Raw genomic sequence first — 13690 nt, 5'->3', positions numbered from 1 at the left:
ATTTCCCTAGGTTAACAAGGTCTAAATCAAAGGATAAATAACTAATGGCTGGATTTAACAAAGTGGTTCACACTCTAGATCAAGCACTCGCTGGACTCGATTCCAACATGACTCTCATGGTTGGCGGGTTTGGTTTATGCGGCATTCCTGAAAACTTAATAAAAGCGATTGCACAAATGGATGTCACTGGCTTTACCGCCATTTCTAATAATGCTGGAGTCGATGATTTCGGCTTAGGCTTACTATTACAAAACCATCAGATTGCCAAAATGTATGCCTCCTACGTTGGCGAAAATGCCCTGTTCGAAAAACAACTCTTAACCGGTGAACTAGAGGTTATCCTTACCCCGCAAGGTACATTGGCGGAAAAAATTCGCGCAGGGGGCGCTGGTATTCCAGCATTTTACACCGCTACGGGTTACGGTACACCAGTGGCTGAAGGTAAACATTGCCAACAATTCAATGGTAAAAACTACGTGTTAGAAGAGTCGTTAACGGCGGATTTTGCATTAATAAAAGCTTGGAAAGCCGATACCTATGGCAATTTAATCTTTCGAAAAACCGCCGCCAACTTTAACCCTATGATGGCTACCGCCGCTAAAATTACCGTAGTTGAAGTAGAAGAAATCGTGCCAGTTGGCAGTCTAGATCCTAATTTTATTCATACCCCAGGGATCTATGTCGATCGTGTTATTCAAGGCAGCTTTGAAAAGCGCATTGAAAAACTTACCCTAGCGGAGTCTTAATCATGGCCTTAACCAGAGAACAAATTGCAAAGCGTATTGCGTTAGAACTAAAAGATGGCTATTACGTTAACCTAGGCATTGGTATCCCTACTCTAGTGGCTAATTATGTACCTGATCATATGGAGGTCATGCTGCAATCGGAAAATGGTCTGTTAGGCATGGGCGCATTCCCAACGGAAGCAACCGTGGATGCCGACTTAATTAACGCCGGTAAACAAACGGTGACCGAAGCCATAGGTGCCAGTTATTTTTCTAGCGCCGAAAGCTTTGCCATGATCCGCGGTGGTCATGTGGACTTAACGGTATTGGGTGCTTTTGAAGTGGATGTGTCAGGCAACATTGCCTCGTGGATGATCCCCAACAAACTAGTAAAAGGCATGGGTGGCGCTATGGATTTAGTAGCCGGTGCCGATAATATTATTGTGACCATGACCCACGCTGATAAACACGGTAATTCTAAACTATTAGAGAGTTGTACCCTGCCCCTTACTGGCGTTAACTGTATTACCACCGTAATCACCGACTTAGCCCTATTAGAGATCAAAGACGGCGCCTTCCACTTAATTGAACGCGCGCCAGGGGTAAGTATTGAAGAAATTAAGCAAAAGACTGCGGGCAAGCTCGTGGTACCAAAGAGTGTCCCAGAAATGCAGTTTTAAGGGCTAAATTTAGCCCATACAAAAAACCAGCTAACTCTACCGTTAGCTGTTTTTTTTATGATTACAAACTCTGCATATATGACAAGTCGCTAATTCGCCACATCATTCCAGCAGGTCTTGGTGCACATAGCCGATTTTACAGGGTGTCTTAAATTTACATTCTGGAGTGAAAAAGTGATTATATTTAAGCACTTCCACCTGATACCAGTCGCCTTTTTTAGCGATGGGTTTCAAGACCGTATTCTTAGGCAACACGGTCAGTTTGTTGTTGGCTATTATCGGTTCAGCTCTTAAATTAGCGCCATTGTGACTTATTACAATCAGGCGAGACTGTTCTGGACAACGATCAGATTGGTACTGTTGGTAAACCTGTTGAAAGCCAACTTGCTGTTTAACTCTGTCTAAGCAATCGAAGGCGACAAACAGCTGCTGACCATAACGCTCTAACCAAATTTGTTGTTTAGGGTCTAGCAACAGCTTTAACAGCGCCTGTTGATTTTCTATTGGCTGGTCATCTGTTAATTGCTGACAAGTTCCCCCTACTTTTGCTAAGGACTGATAAAGGTCTTGTTCTGAGAAATGCGCCATTGGACCTTTATCCTGCTTTGCCGTGGCCATAATCGCCTGTAATGCCCAGCTCACTTTGCCACAAGCTAAGCTTTGACCACTAAAAAAAACAGCGATTAACAATAAACCTAACCTAAGCATTGTGCATTTCCTTACAAATAAGCCCTCATTACGAGGGCATAAATTTATTATTTACTATTATGGCGTTGCCAGTAATCGGCAACCGACTGCTTCATGTCTTTTGCCAGCATGACGATACCGAATAAGTTAGGCAGAGTCATCATCACAATTGCCACCGCCGCGAGGTTCCATACTACGGTGGTATCACTCACTGCTGCTAGCATAAAGCCTGCAACGTAGAACACCCTAAATGGCATCACACCACGTTCACCAAACAAGTAGATAATGGCTCGATCACCGTAGTAACACCAAGCAATCGCCGTTGAAAACGCAAACAGCAATAGGCCAATGGATACCACATATTTACCATAATCCCCCATAAAGCCACGGGTAAAGGCTTCGGTGGTTAACTTAGTGGAGTGAATAAGCGATAAACCACTGACATCAATAGCATCTTCTACCAAACGACCATTTTCAACTTGAACTAATCCAGAATATGGATAACCATCAATTGAAAATTTAATATCTTCAGCAATGGAGCGAGCCGCAATTAGCGTAAATGCTTGTGAATCCGTCACCCCATTTTCCACCTCGAACTCACCACTGAATTTGGTCACGCTCGATTGTTGATTGGTTAACAGTTTGAACAGCTCTTGAGTCTGCTGCTCTGAATCTTGATTGTACTGACCTGTCACAAAGGTCATATCCGCTCTTTGGAAAGTATTTTCATGTTTTTCATGCCAAACACCAGAGCTAAGGATCACCATACCAGTCAAGGTACAAATAATGATGGTATCAATAAAAGGCTCTAAAATTGATACCATACCCTCGGCAACCGGCTCATTTGTTTTAGCTGAAGCATGGGCAATTGGTGCAGAACCTTGACCCGCTTCGTTTGAAAACAAGCCACGGTTAACCCCACGGTTAAATGCATATGCAAACGTTGCCCCAAGGAAACCACCGACCGCAGCTGAGCCATTAAAGGCATCAGACAACACTGTCATAAAAGATGGGATCACGTTTTCATAATTGAAAGCTAACACCGAAAACGCGCCAATAACATAAAGCACCGACATGGTTGGCACTAATGCTGTGGTCACCAAAGCAATACGTCGGATCCCTCCTAAAATCACCAGTGCGAGTAAAATCGATAGCACCCCACCAGTAACGTAAGGATCAATACCGAAAGTATCTTGTAAACCAACGGCAATATTATTACTTTGCGGCATAGAACCGGTACCGAATGATGAAACCACCGTCGCGACTGCAAAAATAACGGCTAACCACTTCATATTTAGCGCTTTGTCCATATAGAACATTGGGCCGCCGGCCATGGTGCCATCTTTGGTTACGGTACGATATTTATGAGATAGGGTCACTTCCACAAACTTAGTGGTCATACCCAAAAATGCGGTCATCCACATCCAAAACAGTGCTGCGGGGCCACCTAAGAAAATCGCAAAAGCGACACCACCAATATTACCCGTGCCTACGGTGCCAGATAATGCTGTCGATAAAGCTTGGAAGTGACTGGTATCACCTTGGGCGTTTTTATCTGTAAATTTACCTGTGATCACTCCCCAAGCATGCTTGAAAAAGCGAATTTGAGGAAAGCCAAGGTAGAAAGTAAAGAATAAACCTACCCCAAGAAGTATAAACGGAAAGTATGCTGCTGAACCTAAAAAGCCATCTAAGGTTAGCAACAAATTATTAATAAACTCCAAAATAATATCCTTGTTGTTATTGTCATTGGCCACCTACAAACTCGGCAGCTTGTGCCATCTAGCTGATGATGAGTTACAGTAACAAAATTACCGCTATAACAACAAGGATCTATTTATCTAATTCAACTTTTTGATGTAAAAATCAGCATTTTGCCATCATGTTATTCAAAGCAATTAAACAACTGCGACCTAATAACGCACTGCGCTCTGGCGACCATCCAGAAACAAAATCTGGCATATTGTCATTATCTTTAAATGGCATTTCCAAGGTATTGGCTAAACAACCAAACTGCTGCGCCACCCAGTTGGTTGCCACCGTTAAGTTTGCTTGCCCTGGATCATCCACATCATAGCCATAGGCGGTTTGAAAATCAGAGCTGGCAGCCAATAATGCATCGGAGAAACCTTTTTGACGCTCTGCCATGATGCTGTCGTACCTTGGCACGCCTTCTGGTCCTGCTAGGAAGTTATATGGGATTGCTTCATCGCCATGAACATCTAAAAAGCAATCAACCCCAGTCTCAAGCATTTTTTGGCGTACCAAAAATACTTCAGGTGATTTTTCCATGCTTGGCTCTAACCACTCACGATTCAGGTTGATGCCCGCCGCGTTAGTTCTTAAGTGGCCTCTGACTGAACCATCAGGATTCATATTGGCAACCAGATAAATGTTGGCTTTTGCTAATAATGAGCGGCCATTAGCATCGTTATGATCCAACAAAGAATTTAAGAAGCCTTCAACCCACCACTGGGCCATGGTTTCGCCAGGATGTTGACGGGCAATCACCCACAGATTTTTCTTAGACTCATCGCCATCACCAATTTTAAGTAAGGTCATATCACGACCGTCTAAGGTGTGACCAAGGAACTCTTGAGAGACTAGCGGATGGGTTTGCGCCTCGGCAATCAAATCGAGATGACGCTCGTAGCTATAAGGGGCAAAGTAAGCAATCTGAATAGAATCGCACTCAAGTTCTAGATTGATTTTTAGCTCGCCATTTTCATAAACCGTTGGTAAGCGGAACCAGTGATTTCGATCATAAGAAGCCACGGCCTGATAATTATCCCAGCCTTCCACGTAAGAGGCTTCACCAGCATTAATAATGTTAAGTTTGTAGCTTTTTCCCACCTGGCCTTCAAAACGGAAGTTAAACCACTGGAAAAATTCGTTTCCTACATCTGGCTTAATTTTTAATTGGATATTTTGTGGATCTTCAATTGCAACAACATCGATGTTGGCGCCGTCAAAAAAGTGATTAATTCTCATTATATTTCCCGTACATATGCACTATAAAAAGCCGTAATGACATACTGGCTAAACTTGAATAGCCCACTTGTTTAGCCACCAATTGATTATTTTCATCCACTATATAGTAGGTTGGATAGCCAATTATGCCATATTTGTCTGCCAATGATGGGCTCCCTAAAAGGATAGGCATGCTTAACTGTTGCTCGTTGGCGTAGTCTTGAACTTCTTGAAAATTAGAATAACTTAACGCCACCAGCAAAATATCAACGCCATTCTCTTGCAGTAATTGGAGGTTAGAACTGGAAGCTTTACAGACTTGACACCATGGTGCAAAAAAATAGACAACCTGCGGCTCAAAGTCTTTCTTAGGATATTGCAGCCATCGCCCTTCTAGCATTGATAAATCATTAACCTGAGGTTGAGACTGGATACTTCTAACAAAGCTACCTAATTCAATTACCAGCCAGATAAAAACCAGCCACTTAAGCGCTTTGAAAATTAAATTCAGCATAAATACAAAAAGGCACTGAAACGTGCCTTTAAGTTTACTCAAGTTTCTTTATTTAGGATAGTGTTGAGGTTCGATATCCAATACTTTTTGCATAACTGAAATAACTTGGTTCGAGTAACCAGACTCATTGTCATACCATACATAAACAATCGCCGACTTGCCCTGACAGATTGTCGCTTGAGAATCAATCACACCGGCAAAGCTCGAACCAATCAAATCACTTGATACAATTTCTGTAGATTCAGTGAAGTCAATCTGGTTTTGTAACTCAGAAAACAACGCCGTTTCACGAAGGAACTGATTGAGCTCTTCACGACTGACTTCTTGTTTCAGAGTTAAATTCATGATTGCCATCGACACATTTGGTGTTGGAACACGAATCGCATTACCCGTTAGCTTACCCTTAAGTTCTGGGTAGGCTTTGGCCACGGCTTTAGCCGCACCTGTAGAGGTCAACACCATGTTCATAGGCGCACTGCGACCACGACGATCTGCTTTATGGTAGTTATCAATTAGGTTTTGGTCATTGGTGTAAGAGTGCACCGTTTCAACGTGACCAAGCTCAATGCCGTATTTATCGTTAATGGCTTTCAACGAAGGGGTAATCGCATTTGTGGTACAACTCGCCGCTGAAATAATTTTGTCTTCTGGAACAATATCTTGATGATTCACACCGTAAACGATGTTCTTTATATCGCCTTTAGCTGGAGCGGTTAACAGTACTTTATCCACCCCTTTAGCGTCATAGTGACGACTTAAACTTTCTTCATCGCTCCAACGACCCGTATTATCTACAACTAAAGCGTCCTTAATACCGTAGGCCGTGTAATCAATTTCACTTGGATCATTGGCATAGATAATTTGGATGTAAGCACCGTTCGCAATTAGCGCGGAATTTTCTTCATCGATGTAGACCGAACCATTAAACGGTCCATGGATAGAGTCACGGCGTAATAAGCTTGCACGCTTCTCTAAATCTTCCTTACCTTTACCGCGAACAACAATCGCTTTTAAGCGCATTAGGTTGTTAGCACCTGATTTATTAATAAGTAGGCGTGCAAGTAAACGACCAATACGGCCAAAACCATAAAGTACCACATCTCGAGGTTTAAGATCTTTGGCGCTTCCAGCAATCAATTCGCTAAGTTGCTCTTTCAAGAATTGATCTACATTTGATTCGTCATTATGCGTCTGCCAATACTGATAAGCGATTTTGCCAATATCAATTTTAGCGTGATGAACATCAAGGACAGATAATGCAATAATAAATGGAAAGCTTTGTCTTAAACGCAGTTTGTCACCTTCATGATGACGCACAACACGATGCGACTTTACAATTTCAATAGTAGAAGAATTAAGTAATGGACGACCATAAACAGTTAACTCGATGCCTTGATTACGATACAACTTACCAATTAAAGGTTGCATCGCTTCAGCTAATTCAAATCTTTCTTGCCAACTTTGTAGGTGCTTATCAGAACTCATTAGAGGATATCCTTGATTACAATAATTTACGATGACCTGTAGTGGTCAGTTGTTGCTATTGTAGATAACTTAAACCCCTGATTCTAGGGGGCTTTGAGCGAGCATAAATGTAATAAAATTAGCAATTCGGGCGGTTTTATTAAACATCTGAGGGATAATTTCGTAAAAAACCTTCAAAGGGATTACAAAAAGGCAAATGTAACAGACTCACAAGCAAAATAATGAAAACTTAAACCAGCAAAAAAGCCATGAATTAAATTCAACTGCGCAAAATTCGTCCTCAAAATCGAATTGATCACAAAATAGTAACAGTAAACTCCCCATTCTTTGCAAAATCGACTGCATTCACTAATAATTCCGCACATATGCTGAAACAGCAAGTCAGTGAAACCCTATTTTGGTTTGTTTATTTCGTAATTTTATTTCAATATTTAACTGATTGTCGGGTTTTAGCCCAATTCAAACTTGACTAATCACCCATATTTGGTAATTTTACTACCATAACTGTGTTAGAAAGAATTTTTAGACTTTAAGGAATTAACATGACTATTCGTGTAGCAATCAATGGTTTTGGCCGTATCGGTCGTTTTGTATTTCGTGCCGCACAAAATCGTGACGACATAGAAGTTGTAGGCATTAACGATCTTATCGATGTTGAGTACATGGCATACATGCTTAAGTATGACTCTACTCATGGCCGATTTGATGGCACTGTTGAAGTGGTTGATGGCAATCTAGTGGTTAATGGTAAAACTATTCGCGTAACCGCTGAGCGCAACCCAGAGGAACTTAAGTGGGATGACATCCAAGTTGATGTTGTTGCTGAAGCTACTGGTTTATTCCTTAATGATGAAACTGCACGTAAGCATATTACTGCAGGTGCTAAAAAAGTCGTTCTAACTGGCCCTTCTAAAGATGATACCCCTATGTTTGTAATGGGTGTTAACCATGATTCATACGCCGGCCAGGACATTGTTTCTAACGCGAGTTGTACCACTAACTGTTTAGCCCCTCTTGCTAAAGTCCTTAATGATAAGTGGGGTATCGAGTCAGGTCTAATGACGACTGTTCACGCTACCACTGCAACTCAAAAAACAGTCGACGGTCCTTCAGCGAAAGATTGGCGCGGTGGTCGTGGTGCATCACAAAACATTATTCCTTCTTCTACTGGTGCGGCTAAAGCAGTGGGTAAAGTGATCCCAGAGCTAAACGGTAAACTCACTGGTATGGCTTTCCGTGTTCCTACTGCCAACGTATCGGTTGTTGATTTAACTGTTAACCTGCAGAACCCTGCTAGCTACGAAGAAATTTGTGCTGAAATCAAGCGCGCTTCTGAAAACGAACTCGCAGGCGTTCTTGGTTACACAGAAGATCAAGTGGTATCTCAAGACTTCATCGGTGAAACTCAAACTTCAGTATTCGATGCCAAAGCTGGTATCGCCTTAACGGATGGTTTTGTTAAGCTAGTTTCTTGGTACGACAACGAAATTGGTTACTCTAATAAGGTTCTAGACTTAGTTGCTCATATCAGCAAGTAAGTAAAAACCCTGTTAAACTAAAGGCGCCTTAAGGCGCCTTTTTCTTTTTGGAGTATTATGAAATCCCTCTATCAATTATTCGAGCGTTGGACGGAACCCTTTCCCTCTACCGATGCCGCTACCCCACCTCAGGGGCTTATCAAGTTTTGCTTGTCCTTTACTAAAGGTTTTGGCTTACCATTAATCATCATGGGTATCATTAGTGCCCTAGTAGCCATCATCGAAGTGTCGTTATTTAACTATGTTGGTCATTTAATCGATTTGCTTAGTCGTACTGATGTGCAGACTTTTAAACAGCAGCACCTCGATGATGTAATTAACATAGGTTTACTCATGTTAATTGGGGTGCCCATTTTAGTCGCTATACATTCATTAATTACCCATCAATCTTTACTGGGTAATTATCCTATGTCTATCCGTTGGTATGCCCACCGTTACCTATTAAAACAAGATTTAAGCTTCTATCAGGCAGACTTTGCAGGCCGTATTGCCACTAAAGTCATGCAGACCGCCCTCGCCGTGCGTGAAACCATTATGAAGCTATTAGATGTGGCGGTTTATGCCATCGTCTATATGAGCGCCATTATCGTGGTGTTGGCAAGCAGTGATTGGCGCTTAATGATGCCGATGCTGCTATGGTTAATCGCTTATGTTTGTATTCAACTTTATTACATTCCTAAACTTAAAAAAGTCTCAATGGATCAAGCGGATGCCCGCTCTGTCATGACTGGCCGCATTGTGGATACCTATTCCAATATTATGACCGTCAAGCTGTTTTCCTACACCCAACGAGAAACCGATTATGCTAAATCCGCCATGGATGGATTTTTAGTCACCGTTCACAAGCAAATGCGACTCGTCACCGGACTCAACTTTTGGGTTGAATTAGTGAATTATTTATTAGTTTTCGCTATTGGAGCCATTTCTATCTGGCTGTGGCTAGATAACGCTATCAGCAGTGGTGTTATCGCAGCAGCACTTGCTTTAGTTCTACGTTTGAATGGTATGGCTCACTGGATCATGTGGGAGGTATCAAGCTTGTTTGAAAACATAGGTACTGTGGCTGATGGCATGCAAACCTTGACCAAGCCCCTGCCCCAAGAACCTAAAACACCGAAAACATTAACGGTTAATGGCGGTCAAATCAGCTTTAAAGACATTCGCTTTGGTTATGATACTAATTCAAAAGTCATTGATGGACTGAATTTATCAATTGCCGCTGGAGAGAAAATTGGTCTAGTGGGTCGATCGGGAGCAGGAAAATCGACATTAGTTAACCTTCTACTTGGCTTTTATCCTCTGCAACATGGCAGCATTAGCATTGATGATCAAGATCTTATCCATGTGCCCAAGGAAACTCTGCGCCAACATATTGGTATGATTACCCAGGACACTTCGTTGCTTCACAGAAGTATTAGAGAAAACATTCTGTATGGCCGCCCTGAGGCCAGTGAGCAAGAGCTAATAGACGCTGCTAAAAATGCCCATGCCTATGAGTTTATTCAAGAATTAGTAGATGAACAAGGTAATAAAGGCTTCGATGCCCAGGTGGGGGAACGCGGCGTTAAACTCTCTGGTGGACAACGTCAGCGCATCGCTATCGCGAGAGTTCTTCTCAAAAACGCACCAATACTCATTATGGATGAAGCCACTTCAGCCCTTGATTCCGAAATTGAACAAGCCATCGGTGAGAGCTTAAATCAACTCATGACAGACAAAACCGTGATTGCCATAGCCCACCGTTTATCCACCATTGCCGCAATGGATAAACTGATCGTGCTTGATAAAGGCCAGATAGTAGAGTTTGGTAGCCACCAGCAACTACTCGCTCAAGATGGCATTTACGCCTCTTTATGGAAGCGCCAATCCGGCGGATTTATTGGCGAAGATTAATAGGTTAGGACGCTGCGCTACGGCACGCTGCTGCTACGGCACGCTGCTGCGCAGCTACAGGACGTGACAGTGTCACTACAGCAGTGGGGGCTTTATTTTAAGCTGCGCTTGGCTGTTTGAGTTTTATGTCGCGGTGCTGAAATTTGATTCTGTTTAAGCTGCGCTTAACTGTTCTAGTACATCCACGGACTTGTCGGGGTGCCGACAGCACCCAGAAGGGAAAACCAGTTTTCCCCAATATTCCAGGCATCCTGCCTTCCACCCGCCGGGCCCGCTAAAGAGGTTCAAAATTGTTCCAGACAATTTTGTGGACTCCCCTCCTGCCCCCACAATCTGCTTTATCTTAATTCTCAATCGTCATTACGCAGACGGCGGATTATTCCGGGCATCCTGCCCTCCACCCTGCGGGCCAGCTAAAGCTGTTAAAGTTTGTTCCAGACAAACTTTTCGGCGTCCTGCCTCCAACAGTTCTTACTAGGCATCCATGCCTAGCAACTCTATTAACTCAATCAAATTAAGCGCAGAATGAAGGGGTAAATTGAGTAGCTGGGAGTTATCAATCAAGTGTTGTTCAACTCATTTATGGACAAAAACGATTTATAAATTGAGGTGGTAACGCCCGGCTCAACTGCCGGAGGCTACTGGCGCATTTTTTGCGGGTTTATGCAAAAAAGGTGACAGTGGCCGTAGGTCAGATTGCAGCCGCTTGTTATGCATTGCCTGCACCAAACAACACTTTATAAATATCACGTACTGTATCGTACTTTGTGAAATCACCTTTATTTAATTCTCTAATATTTGGTCGCTCAGCTTTATAGCCATCTTGATCACCTTTAGTGTGACGAGCAACTTTTGCTTCATGGATTGGAGGAAGTGGATTACCTGGCTCACCACCTAAAAAAAGAAAAGGCCCTAATTCTAAAGTCTCTTCATCAAAGTAAATCCAGACCACACACCCAGATGGTTTGTCAGCTAATTTTACATGCACTTTTTGACGTGAAGTTTTTCCACCAATATAAGAAGCCTTTAGTTGGACGTGCCTAACTATACGATTAGCTTCAATTATCACGTCGTAGCCTGAGTTATCAACTTCTGGCTTTCCTACCTCAAGTTGACAGTCACCATTCTGCCAAGACAACTTAAGTAGCTCACCAATAAATAAATGTTCGATGAGTTTTTCTCGATATGAAGAATGTTCTGAATGTTTGCTCATACTCTCCTCATGCATAACAGCTTATTAAGCGGAAGCTCGATAATCTTCCACACAAAATTTAACTTACAAATAATATGTCACTTGAAACTGTTGAAATAAAGTACAAATTTCTCACCAAGATAAGAAAAACTGAAAATCATGATCGGCAAAAACGAGACCGTGGATGTAGGGTTTCCCTACATCCCTCGGCTACTTTTAAGTTAATCAGAGACTTAGTTAAATTTTGGAAGATTATCGAGCCTTAAAAGAGACAATTTTGGCTCTGTTTGTAACACCGTAATCGCCAGAACGGTTATACCTGTATAAATACCGACCTGTTCCCAATATGCTTCTAACTCATCCCTAGAAGGGCGAAGCCCGCTCTCGTCACTCGCTACTCGTAACTCGGAAAGGGGCACTTCCGAGTTAGACTGCCTAGCTTGGAAATGGACAAAAATGATTTACGATTTGAGAGGTAACGCCGCGCTCTGCGGCAAATTTGGAGCGCAGCGGAAAATTTGTCCGACAGCAGCGCCTTGTTAGCTGTGGCCACAACTGGACTCCCATGATTGGATTTGTGATTTTACTGCATCGTGGATTTTTGCCCTAAGAGCCATGTTGTATTCACTGACTTTATATTGATAACGAATACCTTTGTAATCAAGATCTATCTGACAATCGTAGCTGCCTACAAGCTCGCCGCAATGGCCAACATACCACGATGGCTCAAAACCATTTTTGGGGGTTCTTTCAGGCGGGCTCATAACAAAATGCCAAGGGCCTATGGCCTTTTCAAAGTGATAGATTTTGTATAAGCCTGTTTTTTCGTCTTTTTCTATGACTGGCTTTTTGAGTTCGCCATAGATGTTCCAAGCCTTTTTGGCCAGAGCATGAGGATCAGAGAAAGAAGACTTAGGATAGACAATGCCTCTAATATCGTGAGGCACTGCTGGATTATATTTATTTGCATGACTCTCAACATAGCCTTGAACCAGCTTAGCCACGTCAGTAGCGGGAATATACACAAGTTGCTCACCATGAGATTCGTCTAGTTGGTCTTTTACTGGAGCTAAAAGAGCGTCGGTAAAAGAAGTATCCGGTGAATACCTTGCTGGATAGCAAATAGTAGTTCCATCAAGAGTAACTTTGATAAGGTTTTCTGCATGAATAGTGATGCTAGCCAAAAGCATTGCCAAAGTTGCAGCTAATTTTTTATATCCTTGCACCATAGTCCCTCTTACAGCTAACGCCGCCATATTGGGCGCACAAATGCTTGGCTAAACTTAGCGACGAAGGAGCGCAAGCCAAGCGTTTTGCGTCCAATTTGCCATAATGGCCTTGTTAGGTGACGTTTAAATATCATCTATACAAGGAATACCCAATTTTTCACTTACCAGATCATCAAGTACTAAGTAATTGCTTAACCCCCACGTTCCAACCAACCCTACTGGGTTTGGAATTTCATCACCATCTGGATCTATGTACTTTTTAAAAGGCACATCAAAATAGCAATATTTTGTAGTGAGTTTCATTAAGGGCTTGTTAGCCACAATTGGCATATACCCGCGCGAGAAGCCTAGGCGATTAATGAATAAAGGTGCAAACATCAACTCATTAAATTCATCTTCGTTTACTTTTTCAGGGTCACTAGTTACGAAGTCGAATACGTTAACTTTTATGCAGTTTTCAAAGCCACCCGTATCTGCGGTTAAGGAAACGACCTGACCAAATATATACCTACAACCAGAATATTTAAGCCTAAAGATATCGCCAACTTTTGGCTTTTTTCTATAAGGCTTTTGCACTTCCATATTAGTCTGAGGTAATGCCATTTAGTCACCTAACGCCTTACTAATGGGCGCATAAATGCTTGGCTAAAATTAGCGACGAAGGAGCACAAGCCAAGCGTTTTGCGTCCTTTTGAGTAACTTGTTGAACGAAGCCGCTTCGCGGCAGAAAAAGCATAGTGGAGAGTCTTCTTAAATACTTCTAGTGACCAATAACGG

12 protein-coding genes are annotated in these 13690 nt (G+C 42.4%); 4 read left to right on the top strand and 8 right to left on the bottom strand.

Annotation, left to right across the window (positions count from 1 at the left end; all coding sequences use genetic code 11):
* The first annotated feature begins 44 nt into the window (after nucleotides 1-44).
* Both GFB48_RS14315 and GFB48_RS14310 read left to right on the top strand, forming a co-directional pair.
* Nucleotides 45-746, top strand: coding sequence for a CoA transferase subunit A (locus GFB48_RS14315; protein ID WP_163937188.1), 702 nt, complete (start codon nucleotides 45-47; stop codon nucleotides 744-746).
* A gap of 2 nt (nucleotides 747-748) precedes the next feature.
* A complete protein-coding gene (locus GFB48_RS14310; RefSeq protein ID WP_163937185.1) occupies nucleotides 749-1405 on the top strand; it encodes a 3-oxoacid CoA-transferase subunit B in 657 nt (218 codons plus the stop codon).
* Nucleotides 1406-1507: 102 nt separating this feature from the next.
* Here GFB48_RS14310 and GFB48_RS14305 read toward each other — a convergent pair whose 3' ends face one another.
* From GFB48_RS14305 to GFB48_RS14285, 5 genes are all read right to left on the bottom strand, one after another.
* The gene (locus tag GFB48_RS14305) at nucleotides 1508-2113 is read right to left on the bottom strand and encodes an SH3 domain-containing protein (RefSeq protein ID WP_163937182.1); all 606 of its coding nucleotides are present in this window, start codon (nucleotides 2111-2113) and stop codon (nucleotides 1508-1510) included.
* A 47-nt stretch (nucleotides 2114-2160) separates the two neighbouring features.
* A complete protein-coding gene (locus GFB48_RS14300) occupies nucleotides 2161-3816 on the bottom strand; it encodes a sodium:alanine symporter family protein (protein ID WP_163937178.1) in 1656 nt (551 codons plus the stop codon).
* A gap of 142 nt (nucleotides 3817-3958) precedes the next feature.
* A complete protein-coding gene (locus GFB48_RS14295; protein WP_163937175.1) occupies nucleotides 3959-5083 on the bottom strand; it encodes a M14-type cytosolic carboxypeptidase in 1125 nt (374 codons plus the stop codon).
* The gene (locus tag GFB48_RS14290; protein WP_163937172.1) at nucleotides 5073-5576 is read right to left on the bottom strand and encodes a TlpA disulfide reductase family protein; all 504 of its coding nucleotides are present in this window, start codon (nucleotides 5574-5576) and stop codon (nucleotides 5073-5075) included. The genes GFB48_RS14295 and GFB48_RS14290 overlap by 11 nt, the downstream gene beginning before the upstream one ends.
* Nucleotides 5577-5624: 48 nt before the next feature.
* The gene (locus GFB48_RS14285; RefSeq protein ID WP_163937169.1) at nucleotides 5625-7061 is read right to left on the bottom strand and encodes a glyceraldehyde-3-phosphate dehydrogenase; all 1437 of its coding nucleotides are present in this window, start codon (nucleotides 7059-7061) and stop codon (nucleotides 5625-5627) included.
* Between the two features lie 542 nt (nucleotides 7062-7603).
* Here GFB48_RS14285 and gap point away from each other — a divergent pair.
* Together gap and GFB48_RS14275 are read left to right on the top strand one after the other, a co-directional pair.
* A complete protein-coding gene (gene gap, locus GFB48_RS14280; RefSeq protein ID WP_163937166.1) occupies nucleotides 7604-8599 on the top strand; it encodes a type I glyceraldehyde-3-phosphate dehydrogenase in 996 nt (331 codons plus the stop codon).
* Nucleotides 8600-8656: 57 nt separating this feature from the next.
* Entirely contained in the window at nucleotides 8657-10492 is a 1836-nt protein-coding gene (locus GFB48_RS14275; protein WP_163937163.1) for an ABC transporter ATP-binding protein, read from the top strand.
* Nucleotides 10493-11201: 709 nt separating this feature from the next.
* Here GFB48_RS14275 and GFB48_RS14270 read toward each other — a convergent pair.
* The 3 genes from GFB48_RS14270 to GFB48_RS14260 all read right to left on the bottom strand — a co-directional run bounded on the left by GFB48_RS14270 (nucleotide 11202) and on the right by GFB48_RS14260 (nucleotide 13516).
* Nucleotides 11202-11705, bottom strand: a complete 504-nt coding sequence (locus tag GFB48_RS14270; RefSeq protein WP_163937159.1) for a hypothetical protein — start codon at nucleotides 11703-11705, stop codon at nucleotides 11202-11204.
* A gap of 518 nt (nucleotides 11706-12223) precedes the next feature.
* On the bottom strand, nucleotides 12224-12940 hold the full coding sequence (locus GFB48_RS14265; RefSeq protein ID WP_163937156.1) for a hypothetical protein: 717 nt from the start codon (nucleotides 12938-12940) through the stop codon (nucleotides 12224-12226).
* Nucleotides 12941-13036: 96 nt separating this feature from the next.
* On the bottom strand, nucleotides 13037-13516 hold the full coding sequence (locus tag GFB48_RS14260; protein WP_163937152.1) for an Imm26 family immunity protein: 480 nt from the start codon (nucleotides 13514-13516) through the stop codon (nucleotides 13037-13039).
* Nucleotides 13517-13690: the final 174 nt, after the last annotated feature.

The organism is Paraferrimonas sp. SM1919 (assembly GCF_010993985.1).
Taxonomy (GTDB): Bacteria; Pseudomonadota; Gammaproteobacteria; order Enterobacterales; family Shewanellaceae; genus SM1919.
Note: the sequence above shows the minus strand (reverse complement) of the source record. Positions and strands in the feature narration are given on the sequence as shown.